The sequence below is a fragment of the Aeromonas sp. S12(2024) genome (assembly GCF_041402305.1).
GTDB lineage: Bacteria > Pseudomonadota > Gammaproteobacteria > Enterobacterales > Aeromonadaceae > Aeromonas > Aeromonas veronii.
Genome location: NZ_JBGLRB010000007.1, coordinates 1 through 26,419, shown reverse-complemented (window position 1 = coordinate 26,419; position 26,419 = coordinate 1). Strand labels below are relative to the sequence as shown.

22 protein-coding genes, 1 tRNA gene and 2 rRNA genes are annotated in these 26,419 nt (G+C 60.6%); 10 read left to right on the top strand and 15 right to left on the bottom strand.

Going from position 1 to position 26,419, the window contains the following annotated elements:
* The first annotated feature begins 38 nt into the window (after positions 1-38).
* Positions 39-497 (top strand): methylglyoxal synthase, encoded by a 459-nt coding sequence (locus ACB035_RS08705; RefSeq protein WP_005363178.1) that lies wholly within the window; start codon positions 39-41, stop codon positions 495-497.
* An 89-nt stretch (positions 498-586) separates the two neighbouring features.
* Here ACB035_RS08705 and ACB035_RS08700 read toward each other — a convergent pair whose 3' ends face one another.
* Complete coding sequence (locus ACB035_RS08700; protein WP_371167088.1) at positions 587-1,738, bottom strand: iron-containing alcohol dehydrogenase; 1,152 nt, start codon at positions 1,736-1,738, stop codon at positions 587-589.
* 143 nt (positions 1,739-1,881) lie between these two features.
* Positions 1,882-2,337: a hypothetical protein gene (locus ACB035_RS08695; protein ID WP_371167087.1), complete on the bottom strand. Its 456-nt coding sequence runs from the start codon at positions 2,335-2,337 to the stop codon at positions 1,882-1,884.
* Between the two features lie 474 nt (positions 2,338-2,811).
* Here ACB035_RS08695 and ACB035_RS08690 point away from each other — a divergent pair, with 474 nt between their 5' ends.
* Positions 2,812-4,284 (top strand): C69 family dipeptidase, encoded by a 1,473-nt coding sequence (locus ACB035_RS08690; protein ID WP_371167086.1) that lies wholly within the window; start codon positions 2,812-2,814, stop codon positions 4,282-4,284.
* A gap of 61 nt (positions 4,285-4,345) precedes the next feature.
* Here ACB035_RS08690 and ACB035_RS08685 read toward each other — a convergent pair whose 3' ends face one another.
* Genes ACB035_RS08685 through ACB035_RS08675 form a run of 3 tightly spaced genes read right to left on the bottom strand, consistent with a single transcriptional unit; the run spans position 4,346 to position 5,947 of the window.
* Positions 4,346-5,092 carry an SDR family oxidoreductase gene (locus ACB035_RS08685; protein ID WP_064335364.1) on the bottom strand — a complete coding sequence of 249 codons (747 nt, stop codon included), beginning with the start codon at positions 5,090-5,092 and terminating at the stop codon, positions 4,346-4,348.
* Positions 5,093-5,148: 56 nt separating this feature from the next.
* Complete coding sequence (locus ACB035_RS08680; protein ID WP_042053656.1) at positions 5,149-5,394, bottom strand: DUF3624 family protein; 246 nt, start codon at positions 5,392-5,394, stop codon at positions 5,149-5,151.
* A 31-nt stretch (positions 5,395-5,425) separates the two neighbouring features.
* Positions 5,426-5,947 carry a GNAT family N-acetyltransferase gene (locus tag ACB035_RS08675; RefSeq protein ID WP_005363198.1) on the bottom strand — a complete coding sequence of 174 codons (522 nt, stop codon included), beginning with the start codon at positions 5,945-5,947 and terminating at the stop codon, positions 5,426-5,428.
* 186 nt (positions 5,948-6,133) lie between these two features.
* Here ACB035_RS08675 and ACB035_RS08670 point away from each other — a divergent pair, with 186 nt between their 5' ends.
* Entirely contained in the window at positions 6,134-7,573 is a 1,440-nt protein-coding gene (locus ACB035_RS08670; protein ID WP_005335988.1) for a RimK family alpha-L-glutamate ligase, read from the top strand.
* An 83-nt stretch (positions 7,574-7,656) separates the two neighbouring features.
* Here the strand turns inward: ACB035_RS08670 and ACB035_RS08665 are convergent, their stop codons facing one another.
* Together ACB035_RS08665 and ACB035_RS08660 are read right to left on the bottom strand one after the other, a co-directional pair.
* Complete coding sequence (locus ACB035_RS08665) at positions 7,657-9,285, bottom strand: alpha-amylase family glycosyl hydrolase (protein ID WP_371167085.1); 1,629 nt, start codon at positions 9,283-9,285, stop codon at positions 7,657-7,659.
* A 109-nt stretch (positions 9,286-9,394) separates the two neighbouring features.
* Positions 9,395-11,362 carry a TonB-dependent copper receptor gene (locus ACB035_RS08660; RefSeq protein ID WP_371167084.1) on the bottom strand — a complete coding sequence of 656 codons (1,968 nt, stop codon included), beginning with the start codon at positions 11,360-11,362 and terminating at the stop codon, positions 9,395-9,397.
* Here ACB035_RS08660 and ACB035_RS08655 point away from each other — a divergent pair.
* Positions 11,351-11,611, top strand: coding sequence for a hypothetical protein (locus tag ACB035_RS08655; RefSeq protein ID WP_139123754.1), 261 nt, complete (start codon positions 11,351-11,353; stop codon positions 11,609-11,611). The genes ACB035_RS08660 and ACB035_RS08655 overlap by 12 nt on opposite strands.
* Here ACB035_RS08655 and ACB035_RS08650 read toward each other — a convergent pair.
* Positions 11,608-11,865, bottom strand: a complete 258-nt coding sequence (locus ACB035_RS08650) for a DUF2442 domain-containing protein (protein WP_005335997.1) — start codon at positions 11,863-11,865, stop codon at positions 11,608-11,610. The two genes, ACB035_RS08655 and ACB035_RS08650, sit on opposite strands and share 4 nt — an antisense overlap.
* Before the next feature lie 259 nt (positions 11,866-12,124).
* Here ACB035_RS08650 and ACB035_RS08645 point away from each other — a divergent pair, with 259 nt between their 5' ends.
* Complete coding sequence (locus ACB035_RS08645) at positions 12,125-14,089, top strand: LTA synthase family protein (protein WP_371167083.1); 1,965 nt, start codon at positions 12,125-12,127, stop codon at positions 14,087-14,089.
* A gap of 91 nt (positions 14,090-14,180) precedes the next feature.
* Here the strand turns inward: ACB035_RS08645 and ACB035_RS08640 are convergent, their stop codons facing one another.
* Entirely contained in the window at positions 14,181-14,651 is a 471-nt protein-coding gene (locus ACB035_RS08640; protein ID WP_005336001.1) for an Lrp/AsnC family transcriptional regulator, read from the bottom strand.
* 143 nt (positions 14,652-14,794) lie between these two features.
* Here ACB035_RS08640 and ACB035_RS08635 point away from each other — a divergent pair, with 143 nt between their 5' ends.
* On the top strand, positions 14,795-15,313 hold the full coding sequence (locus ACB035_RS08635; protein WP_323906650.1) for a cyclin-dependent kinase inhibitor 3 family protein: 519 nt from the start codon (positions 14,795-14,797) through the stop codon (positions 15,311-15,313).
* On the opposite strand, the gene metA is transcribed toward ACB035_RS08635, so the two are convergent.
* Positions 15,314-16,261, bottom strand: a complete 948-nt coding sequence (metA, locus tag ACB035_RS08630) for a homoserine O-succinyltransferase (protein ID WP_005336005.1) — start codon at positions 16,259-16,261, stop codon at positions 15,314-15,316.
* Between the two features lie 144 nt (positions 16,262-16,405).
* Between metA and ACB035_RS08625 the strand changes: the two genes are divergently transcribed.
* From ACB035_RS08625 to yidA, 4 genes are all read left to right on the top strand, one after another.
* On the top strand, positions 16,406-17,644 hold the full coding sequence (locus ACB035_RS08625) for a DUF3391 domain-containing protein (RefSeq protein ID WP_042081904.1): 1,239 nt from the start codon (positions 16,406-16,408) through the stop codon (positions 17,642-17,644).
* Between the two features lie 53 nt (positions 17,645-17,697).
* The gene (locus tag ACB035_RS08620) at positions 17,698-18,846 is read left to right on the top strand and encodes a CinA family nicotinamide mononucleotide deamidase-related protein (protein WP_371167082.1); all 1,149 of its coding nucleotides are present in this window, start codon (positions 17,698-17,700) and stop codon (positions 18,844-18,846) included.
* Between the two features lie 252 nt (positions 18,847-19,098).
* The gene (locus ACB035_RS08615) at positions 19,099-20,766 is read left to right on the top strand and encodes a FapA family protein (protein ID WP_371167081.1); all 1,668 of its coding nucleotides are present in this window, start codon (positions 19,099-19,101) and stop codon (positions 20,764-20,766) included.
* Between the two features lie 114 nt (positions 20,767-20,880).
* On the top strand, positions 20,881-21,690 hold the full coding sequence (gene yidA, locus ACB035_RS08610; RefSeq protein ID WP_371167080.1) for a sugar-phosphatase: 810 nt from the start codon (positions 20,881-20,883) through the stop codon (positions 21,688-21,690).
* A 109-nt stretch (positions 21,691-21,799) separates the two neighbouring features.
* Here yidA and ACB035_RS08605 read toward each other — a convergent pair whose 3' ends face one another.
* From ACB035_RS08605 to ACB035_RS08585, 5 genes are all read right to left on the bottom strand, one after another.
* The gene (locus ACB035_RS08605) at positions 21,800-24,883 is read right to left on the bottom strand and encodes a transglycosylase domain-containing protein (protein WP_371167079.1); all 3,084 of its coding nucleotides are present in this window, start codon (positions 24,881-24,883) and stop codon (positions 21,800-21,802) included.
* 208 nt (positions 24,884-25,091) lie between these two features.
* Positions 25,092-25,409, bottom strand: a complete 318-nt coding sequence (gene tmaR, locus ACB035_RS08600; protein ID WP_005336024.1) for a PTS system regulator TmaR — start codon at positions 25,407-25,409, stop codon at positions 25,092-25,094.
* Between the two features lie 421 nt (positions 25,410-25,830).
* A tRNA-Asp gene (locus ACB035_RS08595) sits at positions 25,831-25,907 on the bottom strand.
* Between the two features lie 97 nt (positions 25,908-26,004).
* Positions 26,005-26,119: ribosomal RNA gene (gene rrf / locus ACB035_RS08590) — 5S ribosomal RNA — on the bottom strand.
* A gap of 124 nt (positions 26,120-26,243) precedes the next feature.
* A 23S ribosomal RNA gene (locus tag ACB035_RS08585) occupies positions 26,244-26,419 on the bottom strand; the annotation flags it as partial.

The following is a 26,419-nucleotide window of genomic DNA, read 5'->3' as shown; positions in this document are numbered from 1 at the left end:
ACGGCTCTCTTCCAATAACAATGCTACGGACGATTTCCATGGAACAGATTGCACGCGAGATGGCGCCCCACAAACGGGTAGCACTGGTGGCTCACGACAACATGAAGACCCCTCTGCTGAACTGGGTGATGCGCCGCAAGGAGGAGCTCAAGCTGCACCACCTCTATGCAACCGGCACCACCGGCACCATGCTCGGCAAGAAGGCACAACTGCCCATCACCTGTCTCTTCTCCGGCCCCATGGGGGGCGACCAGCAGCTCGGCGCCCTGATCGCCGAAGGGAAGATCGATGTGCTGATCTTCTTCTGGGATCCCCTCAATGCGGTGCCGCACGATCCGGACGTGAAGGCGTTGCTGCGGCTGGCTGCGGTGTGGAACATCCCGGTCGCCACCAACGAGGCGACCGCCGATTTCATCATGGACAGCCCCCATATGCGGCAGGCGTTCAGCGTACAGATCCCGGATTACGCCGGTTATCTGAAGGCGCGCACCGAGTGATCGGCTAACCCGTCATGCAAGAGGGCCGCAACAAGCGGCCCTCTTTAATTGGGAAAATGAATCAGCCAGGGACACAAACCGGCGCCGGCTTATAGCGCGCGGGCGAGAATGCGTGCCACCCGATCCGGGTCGATATCCTGCTGCTCACCGAGCGCGGTGCGCCCCACCCGCTTGAGGTTGGAGCAGACCGCCGGAATACAGCTTTCGCTGAGGCCATAGTCGGCAAGCCGGGTCCCCAGTCCCATCTTCTGGAAGAATTGCTCGGTGCGGATGATCGCCTCCTCGATGCGCAGGGCCTTGTCCTCGCGGGTCGAATGCCACACCCGCTTGGCAAACTGGGCCAGCTTGTCCTGCTTCTGGCTCGCCCGCTCACGGAGCAGTGAGGGGAGCACCACCGCCAAGCTCTGGCCGTGATCCAGCCCATAGAGCGCCGTCAGCTGATGGCCGATGGCGTGAGAGGCCCAATCCTGCGGCACTCCGCAACCGATAAGGCCGTTGAGCGCCAAACTGGCCGCCCACATCAGATTGGCCCGCACCTGATAGTTGGTCGGCTCCGCCAGCGCCTTGGGGCCATTCTCCACCAGCACCTGCAGCAGGCCTTCTGCCAGCCGATCCTGTACCTCGCCGCCGATCGGGAAAGTAAGGTACTGCTCGGCGATATGGACGAAGGCGTCCACTACCCCGTTGCCGGTCTGGCGCGGCGGCAGGCTGTAGGTGGTGGTCGGGTCGAGCACCGCAAATTGCGGCTGCACCAGCGAGCTTCTGAAGGAGACCTTCACATCCCCGCGGCTCACCACCGAGGTGGGATTGCTCTCGGAGCCGGTCGCCGGCAGGGTCAGCACACAGCCCATCGGCAGCGCCTTGTGCACACTCGCCTGTTTACCGCAGATATCCCAGGGATCATCCCCCTCGTAGCAGGCTGCCGCCGCAACAAACTTGGTGCCATCGACTACCGAGCCACCACCGACCGCCAGCAGGAAGTCGATGCGCTCGCGCTTCACCTGCGCCACCGCCTCCATCAACAGCTCGAATCTGGGGTTGGCGCCGATGCCGGAAAACTCCTGCCACGTCACCCCTTCCAGCGCACGGGTCAACTGCTCATACACCCCGTTCTGCTTGATGCTGCCACCGCCGTAGAGCACCAGCAGCCGGCTGCCGGGCGGGATCAGTTCGGGCAGGCTGGCGATCTGCCCCTCGCCGAAACAGATACGGGTCGGATTGGCATATTGGAAGTTGTACACGGCGGACTCCTCGACTGGCTCAATGCGCGGACATTGTGCGCCTGTGGGGAGGTGAGGTCAAAAGAGGTGGCAGAAGCTTGCCCATCGGCGGTCGACACTGGCCCATCGGTGCCGACCGGGTAGATCTCAGAACAGCGGCAGGATCAGGCGGTTTTGGCCTCATCTGTGGATGAGCTCTTCTTGCCGGTCAGGCGATCCATCGCCTCCTTGAGCATCGCCTCTCGCTGCTCGTTGAGCGGCTTGCTCTGCTCCGCCCGCTCTTCCGGCGTCAGCTTCTTGTTATCGGCGATGGTCTTGAGCTTCTCTTCGATCTCGTTGAACTTCTTGCGATCGAAACCAAGCGCCTTGTCCACCAGCTGCTGCACCACGCCCCCCTTGTCGGAGCTCATATCCAGCGCCGGTGGCAACTTGTTGTTCTTGGCCAGATGTTCGTAGGTCAGCACCTGCTGGGCCTGACCGGTCATGCGCTGGGTGGAGAGGCTGACCATCTCCTCCCAGCCACCACCCTGACCGCCGCCACTGGCACTGTTGAGGGTAGCGAGGGCACGGTTGTTGGATGCGCTCTGGGCAAGCTGCTGGCTGTAGGGTTTGATATCCATGGGGGCTCCAATTCGGTGCGCATCTGCGGCAATGGGCACAGGCTGATCCGGTCACATGGGGCGTCATGCCCCACCATTATCAATTAAACCAGCAAGTTACAGGCCAACTTGTCAGATGGTGCAAGATCCCGCGCTATGGCGGATCTCACCACGCCCCCCACGCAAGGCTGGCGTCAGAATCATGACTCATCTGCTGCCGGCTCTCGCTGTTTTGGCACATTTCGCCGTCCACGCGCCACGACGCCAGAGAAAAGTCAGGAACCGCAGCTCGATCACAAAATAAACAACCACTCAGGAATACAATTTTGGCGCACATCGCAACCAGCCAGCCGTGTCATGGATGATCTGTTCGAAAAACCAATAACAGGCAGACCAATCTGCCGAGCTCGCTCCGCTGCCAGTTCGGAGTTGCGGCCTCCCCACACCTCATCCCCTCGTCTGACTCTCACTCACCTCAACCTTTCGGGCATAACGATGAAAAAACACACCTTGAGTCTTCTCTACGCCACCCTGCTCACCCTGCTTGGCACCAGTGCCGACGCCTGTACCGGCCTTATCGTCGGCAAGGGGGCCAGTGCCGATGGCAGCGTGATGATCGCCAGAAACGAGGATTTTGGCGTCAACAACTGGAACAAGTACCTCGCCTTCCGGCCCGCGCAGCAGAACGAGGGCAAGGTCTGGAAACTGGGTAACGGGCTGGAAGTGCCGATGCCCAAAGCATTTTTCGCCTACTCCGCCATCCACGACTGGGATGCCACCACCAGCGATCCGGCAGGCAAATATTATGAGGAGCGCGGCATCAACGAGTTCAACGTCGCCATCTCGGCCACCACCAGTGCCGAGGTCAACGACAAGGCCCAGAAAGCCGATCCGCTGATCGAGAAGGGAGTGATTGAAGCCATCATCCCGACCCTGATCCTGCCACAGGCCAAAACGGCCAAAGAGGGGGTCGAGCTGCTCGGCCGCTATGTGGAGCAATATGGCGCCGGTGAGGGCAACAGCCTCTATCTGGCAGATGTGAACGAAGCCTGGCTGATGGAAATTGGCTCCGGCCACCACTGGATCGCGGTGCGGGTGCCGGACGACAGCTACGCCATGGTGGCCAACGGCCTGCGGATCCACGGCGTCAATCTCGACAGCGCCGATGTGCTGCACTCGCCCAAGCTGCTGGAGTTCGTGCGTGAACACAAACTGCTGGATAACGCCGACCCGAAAGAGTTCAACTTCGCCAAGGCGTTCGGGGTCATCGCTGACCCATATAATGTGGATCGGGAGTGGCTCGGCCAAAAAATGCTGACCGCCTCCCACAAACAGGCGACCCGGCAGGCGCAATATCCGCTCTTTATGAAGCCGGATGCCCCCATCGCCGTGCCGGACGTGGCTAGGCTGCTGAGCGCCACCTATGACGGTACGCCGCTGGCGGGCAAGGCGGAGCGGCCTATCCGCGTCGATCGCCAGCTGGAATCCCACGTCATCCAGCTGCGCAAGGAGATGCCCAAAGAGCTGCAGGGATTGATCTGGCAGAGCTACGGCGTGCTGGCCGAATCTGTGATGGTGCCGCTCTACAACACCCTGGAAAACTATCCCCTGCCCTATCGCACCGGCAGCGACAGCTACTCCGATGATTCCGCCTACTGGCAGTTCCGCAGCCTGACTGCGCTGGCCAGCGCCGATCCGGACAAATACCTGCCGCTGCTGCGCGGCGTCTGGAGCAAGGAGAGCAACAAGCTCTACAAGGAGGTCGCCCTGCTCGACAAGAGCCTGAAACAGGCCTACGCCAGCGACAAGGCTACCGCCATCGGGCTGGCCGCCGACTACTCCTATGGCCAGTTGGAGCAGACCTATCAGATGGCCAAAGATCTGCGCTACAAGCTGATGACGGATCTCACCAAGCGCACCGAGAAGAAGTATTCGCCGGAGGAGTTCAAGAAGATCATGAGCCTCTAATTGGCTCGCCAATGCAAAGAGGCTCCCTTGGGAGCCTCTCTTATTTCATCCGCAGCAGCCATCAGCGACGGCTGATATTGAGCGGGCCGAAGGTCTGCGCCACCGGCATGATCTCGATGCTGTTGATGTTGACGTGGGCCGGTTGCTGGCTCACCCAGAGCACGGTATTGGCGATATCTTCCGGCTGGATCGCCTCCACCCCCTGATAGACGGAGGCCGCCTTGGCATCGTCACCGTGGAAGCGCACGTTGGAGAACTCGGTGCCGCCGCACAGGCCCGGCTCCACGTTGGTGACGCGGATGGCGGTGCCCGCCAGATCGGCGCGCAGGTTGAGGCTGAACTGCTTCACGAACGCCTTGGTGGCGCCGTAGACGTTGCCGCCCGGGTAAGGGTAAGTGCCCGCGATCGAACCGATGTTGATGACATGGCCGCGATTGCGCGCCACCATGCCCGGCAGCAGCAATCGGGTGAGCAGAGTCAGACCGCTGATGTTGGTGGCGATCATCTGCTCCCAATCTTCCAGATCCGCCTTGTGGGCCGGCTCCAGCCCCAGCGCCAGACCGGCGTTGTTGACCAGCAGATCCACCTCGCTCCAGGCGGCTGGCAGGCCAGCGATGGCGGCGCGGGTGGCCGCCTTGTCCTGCACGTCGAACGCCAGCGGCAGAAACTGCTCGCCCAGCTCGTCGGCCAGCGCAGCCAGCCGCTCGGCACGGCGACCGGTACCGATCACCTTGTAGCCTGCCTGCACCAGCTGGCGGCTGATGGCTTCACCAAAACCGGACGAGGCGCCCGTTACCATTGCAATCATCTGAACCTCCATATCTACACCGATATTGTTATTTATCTATTTGAATCTATTAAGATTCATTCATCGCTCAATTCACGTCCGGTCGCCTTGCGCCAGACAAATACCACCAGATGGAGCAGCAACAAGCCCGAGCCACCCAGCGCAAACAGCAGGCCGGTGAGGGCGTTGACCGAGGTGTCGGCACCGCACCACCACCAGACCAGCCAGCCACTCAGGCCGATGATGAAGGTCTGGATGGCGCAGACCGGACAGCGCCCCAGCTTTGCTCTGATAGCGGTGGCAAGACAGTTGTCGCAGCTCATCCTGCTCCTCGATTCTGCTCGTTCAACATGATCAGTTGGCCTGCGCAGAGGGCTTGCGCGCCTGAGTGCGAGCCACTCTGCGCCGCTCACGCTCCTCGTCGCTCACCAGCGGCAGCACCAGCCGGTGGGCGTGCTGGTCGCGGCCATAGTAGTCCGCCAGCCGCTGCTGGGGACGAAATCCCAATCCCTGATAGAGCGCCAGCGCCTCTTCGTTGGCGTCCCCCACTTCTAGGCGAATCGCCCCCCAACCAGCGGCCTTGCCCTCGCGGATCACCTGCTCCAGCAGGCGGCGGGCCCAGCCCAGACGGCGCACTGTCCAGCGGATGGCCAGCGCCTGAATGACCAGCCGATCCCAGCCTCTGTGCTCCAGCAGGCAGAGATAGCCCATCAGCTGATGTTTCTCATCCAGCAGCAACAGGGTGCGCCCCTTGGCGTGGGCCAGCAGATAGTGCCAGCGGCTGCGGCCAAAGGCGACTTCGGGGGGAAAACAGTAGCGTTCAAGATTAACGATGGCGCCCAGATCATCGGTTCGGGCCGCACGTACGGTCAACACGGGGAGTCCTTGTTCGGTTATTTATCCTCAGCACCAAAAATGCGACTTGTATCACAAGTTACCAAGGCGTCATATTAGGCACTGTAACCTCTTGTTTCCCCTCGCGCCATTGTCGTGCTTGTCGGTGCATCGAAGCCCACTGGGGATCCTGCCTGTTCAGGCAGTCTGATCTGTGGAGCCGAAAATATGAGTACCTATGTCATCGTCGAAGAGCTGGGCGACTGGCCTTGCCATGCCGATTATCTGCTGACCGCCCGCACCTATCTGCAACATGGCGTGCCGACCACCGGCGGCCGACCCCGCATCATCAACCTCTGCCGCAATCTGGAGCACCTGAGCGCAGGCTACTACTGCTCGCTGCTGGCCCAGGCCCGCGGCCACCACTGCCTGCCGGGTCTGCAGGCCATCAGCCGACTGCAACCCCAGCAGCCACCGGCCAAGCTGTGGCGCAAGGCACAAGGGTGGCTGGCCCAGCAGAGCGAGGACAGGATCCGGGTGCGCGCCATCTTCGGCCAGTGTGAACAGAGCGAGCTGGCGGGACTGGCCCGCTACTACTATGGCCTGAGCCAGCTGCCGCTGCAGGAGCTGACCCTTAAGCGCGGCCGCCACGGCTGGTCGGTACGCCAGCAGCAGAGCCTGTCGCCGCTGGAGCTGAGCCCAAGCGAGAAAGAGTTGATGCTGCACCACGCTCAGGCACTTGTGGGGACCGGTGATGAGGAGCAGGCGGCGCCGCTCTACCAGCTCGCCATTCTGGTGGATCCCGATGATGGCCGTGCCAGCAGTGACGGGCTGGCGCTGGAGCGCTTTATCCGGGCTGCCGCCGCCCAGGGCATCCGGGCCGAGATCCTGCCACCGTCGGCCATAGAGCGGCTGCCGGAGTTCGACACCCTCTGGCTGCGTGCCGAAACCGCGGTCGGCCACTACACCTTCGAATTTGCCCATCGCGCCGAACAGCTGAAGATGCCGGTGATCGACAGCTCCCGCGCTATCCTCGCCTGCAGCAACAAGCTCTACCTCTACGAGCTGATGGTGCGCAGCGGCGTGCCCATGCCGCCCACCATGGTGGTCACCCGCCGCGGCCGCCACCATGTGGACGAACTGGTGCAACGGCTCGGCCTGCCGCTGATGGTGAAGGTGCCCGACGGCGCGCAGGGGCGCGATCTCGCCATGGCCAGCGACGAGCAGCAGCTGGCCCGCCTGCTGGACGAGGGGCTGGGTAGATCCGCCCTGCTGCTGGTGCAGAGCCGGATCCCCGCCGAGTTCGACTGGCGCATCGGCTTTCTCGATGGCTCGCCGCTGTTCGCCTGCCGCCGCTACCGGCCCGAACCCGGCAACCGCATTCGCCGCCGCAAGCACCCCCTCGACATGAGCCGCATCGAGGCGCTTCCGCTTAACGAGGTGCCGGAGCGGGTACTGCAGACCGCTCGCCGCGCCGTCCATCAGCTCGGCAATGGCCTCTATGGGCTCGATTTGCGCCAGCAAGGGCGTGACTGCGTGCTGCTGGAGATCGTCGACAACCCCTGGATACGTGGCGATATCGAAGACAAGGAGGCGCAGGATCTCTACGAGCGACTGGCCCGTGCCTTCCGCCAGCGGCTGGAAAACCGGGGCCAGAGCACCGCATAACCCGCCATGACTTTGTCGCCCACAATGACAGAGAGGACCCCGCGATGGGGCCCTCTCTCATATCAAAGCGTGCTGTGGCTGACTTATTGCAGACGCAGGAAACGCCCGCTCAAGGGCGGTATCTCCACCGTCACGCTGCTGCCGCCGATGGCCAGACTCTCGCCGCTTTGCAGATCCACCAGCGCGCTGCCGCTGCGCAGTTTGCCCGCCGGCAGGTTGTAGCTGAGCGCCGTGGTGGAGAGGTTGAGCAGGTAGACTATCTGCTCGCCAGCCGTCTGTTTGATGTCGCCATAGAGGCTGCCATCGGCCACCAGTTTGACTCGCTCCCCCTGATAGAGGGCGGGGTACGCGGCACGCATCGCCAGCAACTGGGCCAGCCACTCTTTCAGCTCGGCCTGTTCGCTACCCGGCACAAAGCCGGTGACAGCGGGCACCTTGCCATCGCTGCGGGCCACATGATCGTCGCACAAGCCCTGCGCCGCACAGTCGCCGCTGACCTTGGCAGCAAAGCCCGGCACCTCGTCGCCAAACTCCTCGCCATAGTAGAAGGTGATGGGGCCGGAGCGGGCCGCCATAAAGCTGAAGGCCGCCTTGTGGCGCTGCCAGTACTCGGTCGACTTGAAGTTGCCGCGCTCCAGCAGATCACCGAAACGCACCAGATCGTGGTTGCCCAGCATCAGGTTCGGCATGGCGTGATTCGGGTAGTTCTCCACCTTGTTCCAGCTGGCATCGAGCACGCTGGCCCCCTGGCCGCCCTTGCCGGACTCCTCCACCGCCAGCGCCTGCACGATGCCGTAGCGCAACGGGAAGTCAAAGGCCGAGGAGAGCGCCGGATTGTCGCTGCTGCCATAAGCCTGAGCGCGAATATCGTCAGCCCCCTTCCACACCTCGCCCACCATGTAGCCAAGGGTGCCCCACTGCTGACCGGCGGCCTTGCGCGCTGCGCTGGCCTGCTCCACCTCGCTGCGAATGGCGCGCCAATCATCCAGCCCAAGCTGATAGGCCTGATCGAGGCGCCAGCCGTCGATGCCGTACTGCTCGACCCAATAGCGGGCCACCTCCTTGAAGTAGGCGAGGCTCTCCGGCTTGCTGTAATCCACCAGCTGGCCGGGATAACCCGCACCGCCGCTGGTGAGGGCTGGCAGACGCCCCTCTGGCGAGGGCTTGCTCACCCCCACCTTGTTGACGTGGCCAAACACCCCGTCGAGGAAAACGTAGAGGCCGCGCTGATGCGCTGCATCCACCAGCTGTTTGAGCTTGGCATTGCTGCCAAAGTTGGGATCCACGGTAAAAAAGTCGCAGGCGAAGTAGCCGGTGGCATCGAGCTTGTTATCGCCGCCTTGCCCCGCGCAGGAGTCGAACACCGGGGTGAGCCAGATGGCGTTGACGTTGAGACTCTTGATGTGGTCGAGACTGTCGATGATCCCCTGCAGATCGCCGTTGTGCTGGGAGGGGCCATAGCCGACGCCGTAGTTGGCGCTGCCGTCACCATCGGCAAACGACTCCACCATTACCTGATAGATGCGCAGGTTGCAGGCAAGTTTATCGTCGCCATAGCAGGCACGACTGGCCGTGGCGACCGGAGGGTGGGTGACCGGCGGATTGACGACGGGGGGAGCGCTCTCCCCACCTGAACTACCGCTGCCGCCGCAAGCCGCAAGTAACAGGGCGGCCCCGAGCAGGCCGCCATAGCGTAACGTTCCCTGTTTCATTGTTATGTTCCCGCTGTGAGAGCAGGCGTCTGATACGCCTGTTTTTCACCATGATAGCGATGCTCACACAGCGGTGTCTGTGACTGAAAACGTTATCTGACTCAACTGGTTAGAGCACCCCTGCCGAGGCAAAACGGTAGTTGAGCGAGAGCCAGTAGGAACGGCCCGGCTCGGGGATGCGGCCGCTCTGCTCATAGCCCAACCCCGCCTGACTGGCGTGCACTGACTTGGAGAGGTGCTCGTAGTAGAAGGTGTCGAACAGGTTGTCCACCCCGGCCGAAAGCTGCCACCCTTTGGCAAACTGCCAGGCGCCGCTCAGGTTCATGGTGAAGAAGCCCGGAGTCTCCCCCTGATCCTGACCCGCCACGGTGCCGGAACCGATGTCCACCCGCTCCTGCGCCGCCACCGCGCGCCCCAGCAAGGTAAAGCTCAGCGCCTCGTCCGGCTGCCAGCCCAACGCCAGCTTGCCATCAAGCGGCGGCATCTGGGCCAGCGGCTTGTTGTCGCTCTGATTTTCGCCGTAGACCACCGCCAGACCACCATCGAGACGCCACTGCTCGGCAAACTGCCAGCGCCCCTCCAGCTCGCCACCCCGGGTCTGGGCATCGATATTGCGCACCTTGTTCGACTTGCTGTTGTAGAGCAGGTAGTCCTTGATATCGGCGCTAAAGAGGGAGAGGGTCAGGTCCAGTTCGCGGCTGCGCAGAGCCAACCCCGCATCCCACTGGCGGCTACGCTCCGGGTTGAGAGTGAACGGGGTACTGTCCTTGCTGCGCTCCCAGTAGTCCGGCGCCCGCTCTGCCTGTCCCCACGCCAGATAACTGGACCAGCGGGGCGACCACTGGTACTCATAGCGACCAAAACCGCTGTTAAGACTCAGGGTATCGCTGTAGAGGGTCTGTTCACCGGCGCCATAGCGGGTGGTCTCTACCCTATCCTGACGGTAACCGCCCTTGTAGCTGTGAGCCCCCTGCTGACGACCCAGTTCGGCGAAGCCGCCCTGCTGCTCGAAACGCAGGGTGCGCTGGCGATCCTTGGTGGCATAGTCGACCCCACTCCGACTGCGGTGCTGATCCCGGTTGCTGTCTAGCCCGGCGGTCAGCAGCCAGTCGGCAGGCAGGGCGATATCGTTGGCCCAGCGCCCGCCGGTGTTGCGGCGATCCGGGTTGGAGAGCATCTTCATGCCGCTGTTTTGCCGCAGGCTGAAGTTGTCCATGATGTGGTCGATGTAGTTGTCCCACAGGGTCAGCTCGCTGCGCTGCCAGTGAGTGGTGATCTGCTCCTGCTTGAGCTTCAGCCCGAAGGATTCGCGATCAAACATGGGGCCATCCATGGTGCGGTCCGCATAGGCGGCGCGGGCGTTGCTGCGCTCGGCGGTGAGTTCCAGCCAGGTGTGCTCCCCCGGCGTCCAGCCCAGCTGGGCGGTGCCGTTCTCGCGGCGATAGAAAGATCGCACCTTGTTACCGTGACCATCGCGGTAATCGTCGCTGTCGGAGTGGGTGAACTGACCGCGCAGATAGCCATCAGTCGAACCCGCCGTCATATCCACCATCTGGTCATCGCGGCCGAAGCTGCCAAAGAGGGCCGAGGCATCGGCCTTGAGGCCCGGTGCGGTGAACTCGGGTCTGTCCCGCTCGAACAGCACGGTTCCCGCCAGAGTGGCACCCTGCTCGAGGGATTGCGGCCCCTTCAGCACCCGGATCCGGTCAAAGGATTGGGGGAACACATAGGCGGTGGGCGGGTCCATCCGGCCGCCACAACCACCGGCCAGCATGCCGCCATCCATCTGCACGTTGAGGCGGGACATCCCCATCCCCCGCAGTACAGGGTCGCCACCGAGCCCCCCTTTGCGCACCATGCTCATGCCGGTGACATTCTTCAGATAACCGGCGCCGTCGGCAGCGGGCATGGGGGAACCGGGCTTCTTGGGATCCAGCGTCACTTCAAGTGTGCTGGCGGGGCGGGTTGCCACCACCACCATGGGATCCAGCTGTTGAACCGATTCCTGACCGGCAGCGCCGTGACAGGCGAGCCCGCCCACCAGCAGGGCAAGGGGTGTGCGCATATGACAAGCCATACATTTTCCTTATGTATTTGTTTGTTTTGTTATTTTCATTCAACCAATCAAACCTTTCAGCAAGGGAAAGGTTTACCATCAGGCCGCAAAAAAGGCCTGCGGCGCGAAAGCGGCAAGCCTCTGTCAGATGAAGCGAAGGCAAGTTGGCAAAATGTTGCGCAGGTTTTACCCAAGTTGGCTCAGAAAGGCAAACGGGCAAACATTCCAGCAACAGGAATCTGGCGTTGGCTCACAAAAAATGGGGATTAGCTGAAGGCTTCCCGCTCATCGATGGGAGAGATGAGGTGATAGACCTCATGAGCGGATAGCGTGCAGCCAACAGGCCACTCCAGCTGGTGGTGACGGTTGATGAAGACCCGGGCGCAGTGACGCTCGCTCTCCAGCTTTGCAAACAGCGGCTGGGTTCGCCAGGGGGTCAGATCCAGCACACCCGTGGTGCCATCCGATAACACCAGAAACAGGCGCCATCCCCGCACATACTCGACATCGATAAAGACCGGCATCCCTTCGGCTCCGATTGAGATAATTCGCGGCAATTATAAACACCAGCTCCCCATCCATACACGCTGTGGCTCACATTTTACCCAGCAGATTATGCTGTGCTCATTAGTGGCGCGACATCACATTTTTAGATGATAAATGTGTTAATGCCGACTTTTAACAAACTTGAATGCAACCTTAACCAATTCGATCTGTCATAACCTCACAACAACTAAAAAAACGTCTGTGGACAGACGTTTAGAGTCTCATTCAGGAACAAACATGACAAATTTAAAACAGCGACTCGGCCCGTTCTGGCCCTTCGCCGTCTTCTGCGCGCTCGCGCTTTTCTCTCTCTCTTTCAGCCGAATCGCCCTCGGTATATGGCAACTGGAACGAGTGGATGCCGTGGCCGGTTGGCAGGAGATGCTGCTGCAAGGGATCCGGGTCGACTTTGCGACCCTCTGCTGGGTCTGGGGTGTCCCCGCCATGCTCACTCTGCTGCTGACAGGCCCCCATGCCATCGGCCGGGGCTGGCTGCAACTGATGCGCATCTGGCTGACCGTCGGACTCTGGCTGATGCTGTTCCTCGAGATCTCCACCCCCTCGTTTGTCACCGAATATGGCGTGCGTCCCAACCGTCTCTATGTGGAGTACCTCATCTATCCGAAAGAGGTGTTCGCCATGCTGTGGGCGGGGCGCAAAGCCGAGCTGCTGCTGGCGTTACTCTTCAGTGGCGCCGTGCTGACCGGCGGTTGGTGGCTGAGCAGCCGTCTGGTACGTGGTCTCAGCTTCCCCCGCTGGTATCTGCGTCCGGCCTTCGCCCTGCTCATTCTGGCCATAGGTTTTCTCGGTGCCCGCTCCAGTCTCGGCCACCGCGCCCTGAACCCGGCCATGGTCGCCTTTGCCGAGGATCCGCTGGTCAACTCGCTCACCGTCAACTCCGCCTACTCCCTCTTCTTTGCCATCAAACAGATGGGCGCCGAGGAGGATGCCGGCCAGTTTTACGGCGAGATGACCCCTCAGAAGGTGCTCGAGGTCATGCGCAAGGAGAGTGGCCGTCCGGCCAGTGATTTCAACTCAGATCTGCTGCCCAGCCAGACCTTCAATCAGGCGAGCTTCCAGGGTAAACCGAAGAATCTGGTGATCCTGCTGCAGGAGAGCCTGGGCGCCCAGTTTGTCGGCTCCCTCGGCGGCCTGCCGCTTACCCCCAACATCGACGCCCTGTCGCAGCAGGGCTGGGCCTTCGAGCAGCTCTACGCCACCGGCACCCGCTCGGTGCGCGGCATCGAGGCGGTACTGACCGGCTTCACGCCGACCCCGGCACAGGCGGTGGTCAAACTCGGCAAGAGCCAGACCAACTTCTTCACCATCGCGGATCTGCTCAAACAGCGGGGTTACGACACCAGCTTTATTTATGGCGGCGAGAGTCACTTCGACAACATGCGCAGCTTCTTCCTCGGCAACGGCTTCACCACCATCGTCGAACAGAAGGATTTCGACAATCCGGTGTTCAAAGGCTCCTGGGGCGCCTCCGATGAGGATCTGATGGTCAAGGCCGACGAGACCTTCAAGGCGCTGCACAAAGAGGGCAAGCCCTTCTTCAGTCTGGTGTTCAGCTCCAGCAACCACGATCCGTTCGAATTCCCGGACAACCGCATCGAACTGTTCGAGCTGCCCAAGCAGACCCGCAACAACGCGGCCAAGTATGCGGATTACGCCATCGGCGAATTCTTCAAGAGGGCGAAACAGTCCGAATACTGGCAGGACACCCTGTTCCTGGTCATCGCCGACCACGACAGCCGGGTCGGTGGCGCCAGTCTGGTGCCCATTCCCCGCTTCCATATTCCGGGGGTTATCGTGGGCGATGGCATAGTGCCGAGAAAGGATTCGCGCATCGTCAGCCAGATCGACATGGCGCCGACCCTGCTCTCCCTGATGGGGATCAGTGCCGACTACCCCATGCTCGGCAAGGATCTCACCCGCATGCCTGCCGACTGGCCGGGTCGGGCCATCATGCAGTACGACAAGAACTTCGCCCTGATGCGCGGCAAGGATGTGGTGATCCTGCAACCGGAACGAGCGGCAGAGGGCTATGTCTACGACAATGCCAGCGAGAAGCTGACTCTGGCGGCGCAGCCGGACGCCTTGAAGGAGGATGCCCTCGGTCTGGCCCTGTGGGGCGGCATGGCCTATCAGAAGAGTCTCTATCAGACGGCCAAGGATGAACGCACCGCCGCCAATTGAGCCGTTCGCGCTGCTTCAACCCATAGCAGAATAGAAAAAACCGCCAGCTGGCGGTTTTTTCCATCTATCCATACTGTCAGCCCACTGGCCATTATGGCTGGGGAAAGCAGGGAAGGGAGCGGCTGAACTTGTGCTCGAACACCAGCGAAGTTTCGAGGTGCACCACCTCCTCGCGGGAGGTGAAGTGATCAAAGACGAAGTTGCGCAGGTGCTCGGTATCGGAGACACACAGGTGCACCAGAAAATCATCCTTGCCGCCCATGTGGAACAGACTGATCACTTCGGGCAGCGCCAGAATGGCATCGCGGAAGGCATCGATGATCTGACGGCTGTGGCGGGCCAGCTGCAGGGAGACCATGGCCTGAATGTGGCCACCGAGAGCCTGATAATCCACTTCGCAGTGTGCCCCCTTGAGCACGCCATCCTGCTGCAGCTTGCGCACCCGCTCCAGACAGGTGGAGGGGGCAACGCCCACCAGCGCGGCCAGATCCTTGTTGGTCATGCCCGCATCCCGAAACAGATGGGCCAGGATATCCAAATCCAGTTGATCCAGGTTTCTCATCTTAACTCCTTGAACCGCTCAATTTTTTAGACTCTGCCCGTAAACCGGGGCAAACACAACGGCCATTGACATCCCCCCTGCCCCGCCTATCCTTGGCGCCATTCACCGGCCGCAGCCCTGCGGCCACCACGCGAGGATCCGCCATGCACCCGTATCACCCCTTCTGGAGCCTTGAGGTTCCCCGTGTCGACGGTCAGCTGCTGCTGACCCCCTGCCCCGGCACCCAGCAGGTGCCGCTGACCCTGGCGCTCGATCAACTGCGGTTGGCCGGTGCCCACGGGGTGGTGACCCTGATGACAAGCACCGAGTTAATCCGACTCGAACTGGCGCAACTCGGCCAGCAGGTCGAGCACGAAGGGATGCGCTGGTTCCATCTGCCCATCGAGGATGATCTGGCCCCCGATGCCGACTTCGAGGCGGCCTGGCAACAGGCGCTGCCGCAGCTGCGCGAGCTGCTGGGGGATGGCAAACATCTGGTCATCCACTGCAAAGGGGGAAGCGGTCGTACCGGTCTGGTCGCCGCCGCGCTGCTGATGACCCTCGGCCAGCCACAGCAAGAGGCGATGGCCGCCATCAAGGCCCACAGACCCAAGGCGTTTACCCTGGCCTGCCACCGCCAGTGGCTCGACCAGCTGGCCGAGCGGCTGGCGCAGGGCGACTGACTACTTGCCTCCCTGGTCGTAGGTAAAGACCTTGCCGATATCTTCCACCCGATAGCTGGTGAGCTGATAGACGTAGTAGTTGAGCCAGTTGGCAAACAGCAGGTGACCGTGGCTGCGCCAGCTGGCGCGCGGGGTCTTGCCCGGATCATTATTCGGGTAGTAGTTGACCGGAATGGTCGGGTCGAGCCCTGCCGCCAGATCCCGCTGATATTCCCCGTCCAGCGTCAGGGCATCGTACTCCGGGTGGCCGGTGACAAACACCTGACGACAATCCTTGGTGGCCGCCAGATAGACTCCCGCCTCTTCTGACTCGGCAAAAATCTGCAAGTCGGTCTGGGCACGGATCAGATCGCCATCAAACGCCGCGTAACGGGAGTGGGGAGCGACAAACTCGTCATCGAAACCGCGCAGCAGCGGCTCGTGCTCATCGAGGCGATGGTGGCGATAAACCCCGGAGAGCTTCTCGCCGTGGGTCTGTTTCTCCATACCATAGAGCGCCTTGAGCGCCGCCTGCACCGCCCAGCAGAGGAACAGGGTGGAGGTGACATGCTGATGGGACCACTCGATGATCTCGACGATGCGCGGCCAGTAGACCACCTCCTCGAACTCCACCAGCCCGAGCGGCGCCCCAGTGATGATCATGCCGTCGTAGTTGTTGCCACGCACCTGCTCGAAGTCGTGATAGAAGTTCTCCAGATGGGCCTGCGGCGTGTTCTTTGACTCCCTGTCATCGATGCGCAGCAGATCCACATCCACCTGCAGCGGCGAGTTGGAGAGCATCCGCATCAGCTGGATCTCGGTCTCAATCTTCTTTGGCATCAGGTTGAGGATGAGCACCCGCAGCGGGCGGATGTTCTGGGTGACGGCCCGGGATTCCGTCATCACGAAGATGTTCTCCTGCCCCAGCACTTCGGCGGCGGGTAACTGATCCGGGATCTTGATCGGCATGCTTACTCCCTGTACTGCATCAGTAAATATGTCTGGACATCCAGAAGCCTATAATAAAGCTCCTGCCCTGTCATCAGATACCTTTTGTATTCACCCCCGCCTTTGACTAGCATACGGCTCAGTGTGTCTCCTGCTTCCAAGATAATGACCGGTATCAAGATTTCCGTAGATCGACTGCAAGTCGGCAACTATGTATCCCTGCCACTGGGGTGGCGCGAACACCCGTTCCTGTTTTCCAGCTTCAAGATCAAAAGTGAAGAAGAGATCGAGCTGATCCGCCGTCTCGGCCTGAAACTGGTCACCATCATTCCTGACAAGAGCGACGTTCCGCCCAAACCTCTCAATCAGGTACAGCCTCAGCAACAAGAGAGCGCAGACGCCGCCCAGCGCCAGGCCCAGATGCAGCAGGAGAAGGATCGCCGCATCGAGCAGTTGCAACTCTATCGCCGCAACCTGCAGCAGTGCGAGAAGCAGTTCCAGCAGTCGCTGGCGCAGGTGCGCAGCGTAATGAGCAAGATCCAGTCCCGCCCCCTCAATGCCATCGGCGAGGCGCAGGAACTGGTCAACGCCATGACCGAACAGCTGCTCTCGGTTGACGAGATGGTGCTCCATCTGGTCTCCGACAGCGAGGATGGCAACAACCTCTACTTCCACTCCCTCAATGTGAGCGTGCTCAGCATGCTGCTGGCCAAGGAGTGCTGCATGACGGCCGACGAGATCCGCCGGGTCGGCATGGGGGCGCTGTTCCACGATATCGGCAAGTTGAAGATCCCGAGCCAGATCCTGCGCAAGACCGAGCCGCTGACCAAGCCGGAGCAGAACCTGATGGCCCAGCACCCGCGCTACGGGCTGGATCTGCTCAATCTGGCCAAGGATTTCCCGGCCGAGGCGAAGGGGATCGTGCTCCATCACCATGAATATCTGGATGGCAGCGGGCCGGAAGGGCTCAAGGGTGGCCAGCTCGATCCGCTGACCCAGATGGTGTCGCTGATCAACGAGTACGATAACCTCTGCCACATGCAGGCCAAGGTGCCCTACTCGGCCCTGAGCGGCCTCTACAAGCAGCGCAAGGCGCAGTTCAATCCGGAGTACCTCAGCATGCTGATCCGGTTGATGGGGATCTACCCCCCCGGCAGCGTGGTGCAACTGTCCAACGGTCAGGTGGGGCTGGTGATGTCGGTCAACGCTTCCCGCCTGCTCTACCCCTCGGTACTGGTCTACGATCCGCGCATTCCCCGTCAGGAAGCCGCCATCATCGACCTGCAGCAAGCCGAACTGTCGATCGCCAAGGTGATCCACCCCAAACGACTGCCGCCCGCCGTGTTCGAGTACCTCAATCCGCGTACCCGGATCAGCTACTACTTCGAGCACAACAAAGCCTGATTGTGTTGGCCCGAGGCCAACCGTTGCCACCCGTTTAATCCAAGGAGCCAGCCATGCGTATCGAGATCATCAGTACCGGAGACGAAATAGTGACGGGTCTGGTGGTGGATACCAACGCGGCCTGGCTCAGCGCTCTGCTGCTGGAGCAGGGCTGGCAGGTGCGCCGTCGCCTGACGGTAGGGGACAACCTCGCTGACCTGAAAACGGTACTGCAAGAGAGTGCCAGCCGCGCCGAGGTGGTGCTGGTGTGTGGCGGACTCGGGCCCACTGCCGACGACCTGACCGCTCAGGCAGCCGCTGAAGCCTTTGCCCAGCCGCTCACCCTCTTCCCCGACTGGCTCGCTACCATCGAAGCGCGCTACGCCAGCCGTGGCCGCCCCATGGCACAAAGCAATGCCAAACAGGCCTGGTTGCCACAGGGGAGCGAGATCCTCGACAACCCGGTCGGCACCGCCTGCGGCTTTGTGGTGCGAAGTGGCCAGAGTCAGCTCTTCTTCACCCCGGGCGTGCCGTTCGAGTTCAAACAGATGGTGCGCGAGCAAATTCTGCCGCGCCTCAAACAGCTGGCCGGGGCACAAGTCGATACCGAGCTGCGTCGCTTTTACACCTTCGGCATCTCGGAGTCGGCGCTCAGCGATATGCTGGATGCCAAACCCTGGCCAACTGGTATTGAGCTGGGTTACCGCTCCTCCATGCCCCTTATCGAGCTGAAACTGATCGGCCACGGCGCCAGTGCCGCAGATATGGAGAGTGCCGAGCGCCGACTGCTGGATACGATCCGCCCCTGGCTGGTTGGCAGCGGAGATACGGAACCGGCGCAGCAGATCCTGGCGCTGCTGCAAGGCAAACCGCTGGCTCTGCTGGAGGGAGAGAGTGGCGGCGCCCTGCTGGCGCTTTGTCACGGCCATACCCGGCTGGAGGCCAACTTCAGTACGCTACTGGCCGATGAGCTGGCACAACTGCCGACAGTCGATGCGGGCCTGCAACTAACCATAGGGCGAAAAGGGCCGGAGGGGGTACCACTGCTGCTCAGCGCCGATGGCATGCACATCGGTCAGACGGTCAAGGTCAGCCACCCCGACCCGGAGAGCCGCCGCAAGATCCTCGCCTTTGCCGCCCTCGACATGCTGCGCCGCCATATGCTGGGTGAGCCGGTGCTCGGCGATTACCTCACCCTGACCAGAACAGCCCAGCGCAGCTGATAACAACCTCCGCCCTGCCAGCGACCTTATGTCGCTGGCGCTGCGATCCGTCTTTTCACTCCGTTTCCAAACAGCGCCCACATTTATCTGGCCGCCATCACCGATTTGACTTCAATTCATTGACCATTCAGAGGAAATATCTGAATACTGCCCACTCTCAGGGATGGCGACTCGCTTTATTAATCATTGAGAGATTAAATGACAGTAGAGGAGCGAGCCGATCGTTCCGTTCTCATCCAGCAAGGAGATGCGGTGTTAAGCAAAGAGTGGTTGCTGCTATCAAGCGATATGGAACTGGTCTGCCTGCGGATTGCCGCCGGTCTCACCAAACCTGTCACGGAACAGGATGTGCAGGCTCTGCTGCTCGCTTCCAACTGTCGCCGCTATCAGCCGCTGCCCGAGGGGATCAAACAGGCTATCAGCCTGCTTAATACCCTGCTCACCAACCCTGCCGCCCCCGTCCCCGCCAACCCCATCCCTGTCGGCAAGCGTCAGGATGCCCGACTCGCCGTAATAGTGGAGAAGGATCGCATGAGCGCCATCGCCCAGATCACTGCCGACTGGGGTGGCAAGTATGTGACGCTGGAACAGCTGCAAGAGGCGATCGCCATCAGCGAAATCAAACAGGGGGTGAGTGAGCAACTGCTCACCGCAGCCATCCAGTCAGCCAAGGAAGCCGCCCCCGGCAGTCAGCTCAAGCTGGTGATTGCCAACGGCCAGCCTGCCGTCAATGGTCAGGACACTCGCTATGAGCGGCTGGTGGAGACCCCGGCCGAACGGATCCTCAAACCGCAGGAGTTAGGGCATGGCAAGGTCGACCTGCGGGATCTCGGCTCCATCGTCACCGTCAAGGCCGGCGCTCCGCTGATGCGCCGTCATCCGGCCACCGTCGGGGTACCCGGTTTTACCGTGACCGGTCAGGACCTGCCCGCCAAAGATGGCAAAGACAGTCCGATGAGCGCTGGCGAGGGCACCTTTATCTCCCCCGACGATCCCGACCTGCTGATTGCCGGTCGGGCTGGCCTGCCCTGTCAGGAGAAAGCGGGCATGAAGGTGGACGAGGTGCTCAGCGTCAAACAGGTGGATGCCCGCCACGGCCACATTGATTTTGAAGGGGGCTTAATCGTCAGCGGCGACGTCAACCCGGGCATGAAGATCAGGGTCAGCGGTGATATCGTCATCGGCGGCTTTATCGAAGGGGGCTGGATCGAAGCTGGGGGCAGCATCACGGTACGCCACGGCATCATTGGCCGCCGCAACGAGCAGGGGGAGTACCTTTGCCAACTCAATGCGCAAGGGGAGATCCACGCCAGCTACGCCCAGTATGCCCAGCTGGAAGCGGGGGGGGATATCCAGATCCAGAGCCAGCTCAGCCACTGCTACTCCCGCAGCGGACAAGATATCAAGGTGGGCGATAGCAACATGCGCAAAGGCACTCTGCTGGGGGGCACCAGCATTGCCAATCGCCTGATCATGGCTCCCAGCCTGGGGGCCGAGGCCGCCAACCATACCCGGCTGCAGATCCTTGGCGGCTACTTCACCCACAAGGAGCAGGAACACCAGCTCAAGCTGCGCCAGCAGGCGTGTCAGGCCCAGCTGGAGAAAATCAAGGAGCTGGTCATGAAGTTGCTGCAACTGCCCGGTGACAAGCGCAATCCGGATACCCTGCGCAAGCTCAAACCGATCCGGGACCATCAGCTGGCCGAACTGGCTCAGCTCGATGAGCAGCTCACCGCCAACCAGGAGGAGCTGCGAAACTTGATGGCTCAGATGGAGGTCATTGCCACCCAACATCTCTACTCCGGCATCGAGGTCGAGATGGCCAGCTTCAAACGCAAGGTTACCATCACCCGAGGCCCTACCCGTCTGACCATCCATGATGAAACCCTGGAGTTGACCCCTTACGAGGGGCACAAATAGCTCAACCTACACGGACCGCTCTCTGTGCCGACCGTGATCCCGCCGTCGATTTTCGCTACACTCGCCACTTCCTTGGCCCCACCGGGCGGGCCACCCAGACTCAGGTAGTGAGAGATGTACAAGCTGATCGCATTGGATATGGATGGCACCCTGCTCAACCCGCAGGGCCAGATTACTCCCCGCACCCACGCCGCCATCAGCGCCGCGCGCGCCAAAGGGGTAACCGTTGTGCTGGCCTCCGGCCGCCCGCTGGAAGGGATGAGCCGCTATCTGGAAGAGCTCGGCCTCACCACAGAGCATGACTACGTCATCTGCTACAACGGCGCCCTGGTGCAGCAGGTGGCCGATCAGCGCATCATCCGCAGCCAGCTGCTGACCGGCAGTGACGCCAGCGCCGTCGCCAAACTGGCTGACGAGCTGGAGGTGAACGTTCACGGTTTCTCGGTCACCCGTGGCCTGATCAGTCCCCGTGTCAGCACCTACACCGAGCACGAATCCCGCCTGATCGGCATGCCGATCAATCTGATCGACTTCGCCACCCTGCCTGCCGACGAGCAGATCATGAAGGTGATGATGATCGATGAGCCGCCCCAGCTCTCCCGCGCCATCGAGCGACTGCCTGCAGAGCTCTATGAGCGCTATACCGTGGTACAGAGCGCCCCCTTCTTCCTCGAGTTCATGAACAAGCAGAGCAACAAGGGAACCGGCGTTGCCGCGCTGGCCGAGCACCTGGGCCTGACCGCCGATCAGGTGATCTGCGTCGGGGATGCGGGCAACGATCGCCACATGATCGAATACGCAGGCCTCGGTGTGGCGATGGGCAATGCCACCGACGAGATCAAGGAGCTCGCCCAGCACACCACCGCCCGCAACGATGAAGATGGTGTAGCTCAGGTGATCGAACAGTTCGTACTGAACGCCTGATCGAAATCGAGCGCCGCTGCGCCCGATGAGAAAATAAAAACGGGGAGGCTGTCAGCCTCCCCGTTTTTTCTGGTTAGTTATCTGCGTGATGAGCGTTAATTCGCTCGCATCACTGGTTCGCCAGACACTGGGTATGGGAGCCCGGTTGCAGGTAAGGCGTCAGCAGGGGAGCCATCCCCTTGAGCACCTGCACCGGCAACGCCGAGGTGAAACGGAACTTGTCAGACTGGCTACCCGGTACATAGGCGGTCAGGGTACCGAAGTGATCCTCACCCAGATAGAAAACGAAGGTCGCGGTGCGGTTGCGCGCCAGCGAGCTGGTCACGTTACCATAACGGCCCACTGTTTCAATCCGGTTATCCCCAGTCCCGGTCTTGCCCCCCATCTGCAGCACAGTGCCATCCGGCAGGGTAAAGGCACCGGCGATACGTCTTGCCGTACCCCCTTCAACCACCTTGGAAAGCGCACTGCGCAGGGCGGCCGCCACCTCTGCTGGCATCACCCGGGTACCCTCGGTGTGCTGCGGCTCAAACTCGGTCTCGAAGGGCGTCCCCTTGGCGAACGAGAGGTGCTCGATACGCAGGGTTGGCGAGCGGACACCGCCATTCTGGATAATCCCCATCAGCTCGGCCAGTGCAGCCGGGCGATCGCCGGAGCTACCCAAGGCAGTCGCCAGCGAAGGCACCAGATGGTCGAACGGATAACCCAGCTTGGCCCAGCGCTGATGGATATCGAGGAAAGCTTCAACCTCCAGCATGGTGCGGATCCGGCTGTCACGGGCACTGCGATGACGGGTCTTGAACAGCCAGCTGTAGACCTCCTGCCGCTCGTCACGACTGGCCGTCACCGCGTCGGCAAAGGTCGCCTTGTCGAACTCCTTGAGATAGGCCAGCAACCACAGCTCCAGCGGGTGCACCCGGGCGATGTAGCCCTGATCCGGTAGTGAATACTTGCCCGGGCCATAGCTGACGTAGAGCTGATTAATCCGCTTGGCACTCAGCTTTTCTCGCGGCAACCGCTCCGCCAGGAAGGCAGCAAATGCGGCTTCGCTGGCTTCCGGCATCAGGTAGCGGTGAACCGCCGCCAGACGTACCGCACTCGGCTTGAGACCGTCGAGGAAGGTATCGAGTTGCTCCTCGGGAGTCTTGCCGCGATATTTACGCCAGAAGCGCAGCAGATAGGTCTGCCCCTCTTTGTCGGCAAATTTGGCCAGATACTCCTGACGACGGGGATCCTTGTCATCCTTCAGCAACTGGGCACGGTTGCCCTCCTTGTAGAGGCTGTAGCGCACGATATCGCGCATCAACCGCACAAAGGGCAAGTTAATCGACTCACGCAGAGAGTCACGCAACGTCGGAATACGATTGTTATCCTCGCGGCGGAAGTTGTTGAAGGTGTGCATGCCGCCACCGGTAAAGAACCCTTCGTTGGGGCTGGCAGAGTATTTACGATCCAGCGCTGCTTCCAGCATCACAGGCAGGCTCTTGTCCTGAGCCGTCATCAGATAGGAGATGGCCCAGCGACTGAGGTTGTCCTGAGAGACAGCAGCCAATTTACGCAGATTCTCGACCGGCATACCGGCATAGTTGTCGTGCAGCTCGGCCACGATCTCCAGATAGGTAGTCAGTACCCGCAACTTGGCGGTTGAGCCTAACTCCAGCTTGGAGCCTTCATTGATATCAAACGGCTGATCGGTGTTGTCGGTCTGTACCCGCACCTTGAACCCTTCCGGCGACTTCTCGAACAGGGTGAAGCTGTAGCGCACATCGCCGGTCTTCTCTGGCGAGAGCAGGCGCTCACCAAACAGTCCCACCTGAGCGGCAAACGTCGGGTCGGCCAGCTGTTGCAGATACCGGGAGATTTCGTTCTGCAGCGGCATGTTGAGGCTGGTATCGGCGGTCAGATCCATCCGGTCGAGGTCATAGAGCTGCACCCCGAGCTGACGGCTCAGGCGAGTACGGGCAACCTGCAACCCCTTGTTATTGTTCACCCGGGTGATAGCAGGGGACTGCAGGAAGTCACGGAACGTAATCTTGGCCTTGAGCGCCGCCTCCATCAGAGGTGGCGTGATCATTCCCTCCTGCACAAACAGGCGCAGGTAGCTGTCGGTCAGGGTAGCCAATGCCTCTCGCCCCTGAGCCAGATAGTAAGAGGGACGGCGGTGCGCAATCATCAGCGAGACCACCTGACGCAGGGCAAGCCCCTGTTCGGCCAGCGGTGCATTCTGGTTGCGGGCGGGGTCCAGCAGACGGTTCACATCATCGACATTGGCACCAAACCAGACCCAGAGACCATCTCCCAGACCATGTACTTCACCATATCCCGGCGCAGCCGAGAGCGGTACCGAGTTGAGGTAGGCCCAGGCGACCAGCTTACGCGCTTCGAGGGTTTCCGGCCCGAGACGATAGGCCCGCACGCTGGCAGAGGCCATCTGACGGATCTTCTCGGTCGGCGACAGGGTCAGGCCATCCGGCGAGTGGCGATACTTCTCCACCTGGGTCGCCAGGGTACTGCCACCGGCAGATTGATCCTGCATATCGAGCGCCTTGCCCACTTGAGAGAGCGCGGCCTTGGCAAAACGGGGCCAGTCGACCGCCGGATTGGCCAACGGCTCTTCGTTGCTCAGCAAGTCGCGGTTCTCGATAAAGAGCAGCGACTGGATGACGAGCGGCGGAATGGAATCAAAATCCGGATAGTGATGGGTCGGATACTTGAATTGATAGAAGGGCTCGGCGCGGCAATCGTGCAGCGTCAAACCGGCCTGCACCTTCTCGGTATAGGGCACGAAGAAACCACGACTGGCGTAGTCATAGAGCGCGTCGGAGAAATGCACCTGCTTGCTGACTTCATAACCCCGCTGAAGCAAACGCTCCTGCATCATCGGCAGTTGCACATAGCCGAGCCGCTTGTCGAACGGGCCATCCTCAGGGAAGGCGATCTGCTTGCTCTGGCCAGGCTCGACCTGATAGGTGAGCTTGGCAGCATAGCGGGAGATCTCCTGAGATTGCAGCTTCGAGGTTTTCATCTCATAGCCAACCAGAGCTATCACCGCCCCCAGGCACAATAAAAAGAGAAAACAGAACAGCCAACGCCACCAGGGACGGCGCTTGCGCTTTGGGTTCCCGTCCGAGGTCTGGACAGATGAATCTTGAGATGCCACTTGTGTCAAATCCGTCTGTTCTGATGCGCCCATATCAGCCCCACCATGGTTGCGCAATTTATTGTGTTTCACTCAAGCTTAGTCTTTTCAAGTCAATGGCTTGAAACTATTGACCGCTTTGTGGTGATGGTAACAGGGCAATTCTAAAAAGGGGAGCCGATTGTTGCAGGAGTGGCAGAGATCCGAGCTGATAACAAAACACCGGCCAGTGGCCGGTGTCTCTTAAGCGAAAGCGCAACGCTTATTTGTGAGAGCTCATGCCCTTCAGTTTGGTGCTCAGCTCTTTACGCTCTTTGGAGAGCTCGGCGTTCTTGATGATGTGGTCATCCACGCGCTCTTCATAGTCGGCACGCATGTTGGCGATGATCGCCTGCACATCATCAATGCTCATGCCCGGCTTGATGTAGTCGCTCAGGTTGTCGAGCAGCAGCACGCGCTTCTGGTTGTCACGGATCTTCTTCTCGTTATCCGCAATTTCACGCTTGAGTTTGTTCTGGCGACGGGACATACGCACATATTCCAGTACATCGCTGAAGGTGGACTTGTTTACTTGTTCCATATCGATACCACTGACTTAAGGTTGATAAAAACTGGCCAAGTTACACCTGGAACCCGGCAAACTCGGCAAACTCGGCACGGGACAGGCAAACTCAAGATGCCCTTACTCTACCGAGTTATAAGCGAGATACAACCCTAATCGCGCGCCATGAACAGAGTTTGGCCAAAAGTAAACCAGTTAGAATGGCTAGTAATCCATCAGATAAGAGCTTGATATAGATAGAAAATGGAGGAGATGACAGGGTTTTAGTTCTCTTCCTCTAGATAAATGCTAACACTGGCTGTTTAACACGCTAAAAACACCAAAGCCCGGTCGTGAGACTGGGCTTTGGTGTTCGTTCTGGTATGCAAACCTGTGAGTCTTATGGACAAAACCGCCCATAGCAAAAAGGCCTTCCCATCTGGGAAGGCCTTCAAATTAGTGGCGGAGCGGACGGGACTCGAACCCGCGACCCCCGGCGTGACAGGCCGGTATTCTAACCGACTGAACTACCGCTCCGCATTCGGTTAGCTTTCGCTAAATCTTCTGCTGCATTTTCTGAGGTGTCATCCTCGCAGCCAGTGACGTGATTCTTCACATCGCTGTTTAATTGGGTGCCTGGCAGTGTCCTACTCTCGCATGGCGAATGCCACACTACCATCGGCGCTACCGCGTTTCACTTCTGAGTTCGGCATGGGATCAGGTGGTTCCACGGCGCTATGGCCGCCAGGCAAATTCTTCAATCTTGGAAAGCTGACGTGAGTAACGACTTGGCTAGTTTGCTTTGTCATTACCACTGAATTTGAGTAGTTCGTTCATTCGCTACAAGGCCCAGAAACACTTCTTGGGTGTTGTATGGTTAAGCCTCACGGGTAATTAGTACGGGTTAGCTCAATGCATCGCTGCACTTACACACCCCGCCTATCAACGTTGTGGTCTCCAACGGCCCTTTAGGACCCTCAAGGGGTCAGGGATGACTCATCTCAGGGCTCGCTTCCCGCTTAGATGCTTTCAGCGGTTATCGATTCCGA

Bases quoted from the DNA above. Each gene is read 5' to 3' on its own strand.
- ACB035_RS08705 (WP_005363178.1), top strand. From the start codon at position 39: ATGGAACAGATTGCACGCGAGATGGCGCCCCACAAACGGGTAGCACTG.
- ACB035_RS08695 (WP_371167087.1), bottom strand. From the start codon at position 2,337: ATGGATATCAAACCCTACAGCCAGCAGCTTGCCCAGAGCGCATCCAAC.
- ACB035_RS08690 (WP_371167086.1), top strand. From the start codon at position 2,812: ATGAAAAAACACACCTTGAGTCTTCTCTACGCCACCCTGCTCACCCTG.
- ACB035_RS08685 (WP_064335364.1), bottom strand. From the start codon at position 5,092: ATGATTGCAATGGTAACGGGCGCCTCGTCCGGTTTTGGTGAAGCCATC.
- ACB035_RS08680 (WP_042053656.1), bottom strand. From the start codon at position 5,394: ATGAGCTGCGACAACTGTCTTGCCACCGCTATCAGAGCAAAGCTGGGG.
- ACB035_RS08670 (WP_005335988.1), top strand. From the start codon at position 6,134: ATGAGTACCTATGTCATCGTCGAAGAGCTGGGCGACTGGCCTTGCCAT.
- ACB035_RS08665 (WP_371167085.1), bottom strand. From the start codon at position 9,285: ATGAAACAGGGAACGTTACGCTATGGCGGCCTGCTCGGGGCCGCCCTG.
- ACB035_RS08655 (WP_139123754.1), top strand. From the start codon at position 11,351: ATGACAAGCCATACATTTTCCTTATGTATTTGTTTGTTTTGTTATTTT.
- ACB035_RS08660 (WP_371167084.1), bottom strand. From the start codon at position 11,362: ATGGCTTGTCATATGCGCACACCCCTTGCCCTGCTGGTGGGCGGGCTC.
- ACB035_RS08650 (WP_005335997.1), bottom strand. From the start codon at position 11,865: ATGCCGGTCTTTATCGATGTCGAGTATGTGCGGGGATGGCGCCTGTTT.
- ACB035_RS08645 (WP_371167083.1), top strand. From the start codon at position 12,125: ATGACAAATTTAAAACAGCGACTCGGCCCGTTCTGGCCCTTCGCCGTC.
- ACB035_RS08640 (WP_005336001.1), bottom strand. From the start codon at position 14,651: ATGAGAAACCTGGATCAACTGGATTTGGATATCCTGGCCCATCTGTTT.
- ACB035_RS08635 (WP_323906650.1), top strand. From the start codon at position 14,795: ATGCACCCGTATCACCCCTTCTGGAGCCTTGAGGTTCCCCGTGTCGAC.
- metA (WP_005336005.1), bottom strand. From the start codon at position 16,261: ATGCCGATCAAGATCCCGGATCAGTTACCCGCCGCCGAAGTGCTGGGG.
- ACB035_RS08625 (WP_042081904.1), top strand. From the start codon at position 16,406: ATGACCGGTATCAAGATTTCCGTAGATCGACTGCAAGTCGGCAACTAT.
- ACB035_RS08620 (WP_371167082.1), top strand. From the start codon at position 17,698: ATGCGTATCGAGATCATCAGTACCGGAGACGAAATAGTGACGGGTCTG.
- yidA (WP_371167080.1), top strand. From the start codon at position 20,881: ATGTACAAGCTGATCGCATTGGATATGGATGGCACCCTGCTCAACCCG.
- ACB035_RS08605 (WP_371167079.1), bottom strand. From the start codon at position 24,883: ATGGGCGCATCAGAACAGACGGATTTGACACAAGTGGCATCTCAAGAT.
- tmaR (WP_005336024.1), bottom strand. From the start codon at position 25,409: ATGGAACAAGTAAACAAGTCCACCTTCAGCGATGTACTGGAATATGTG.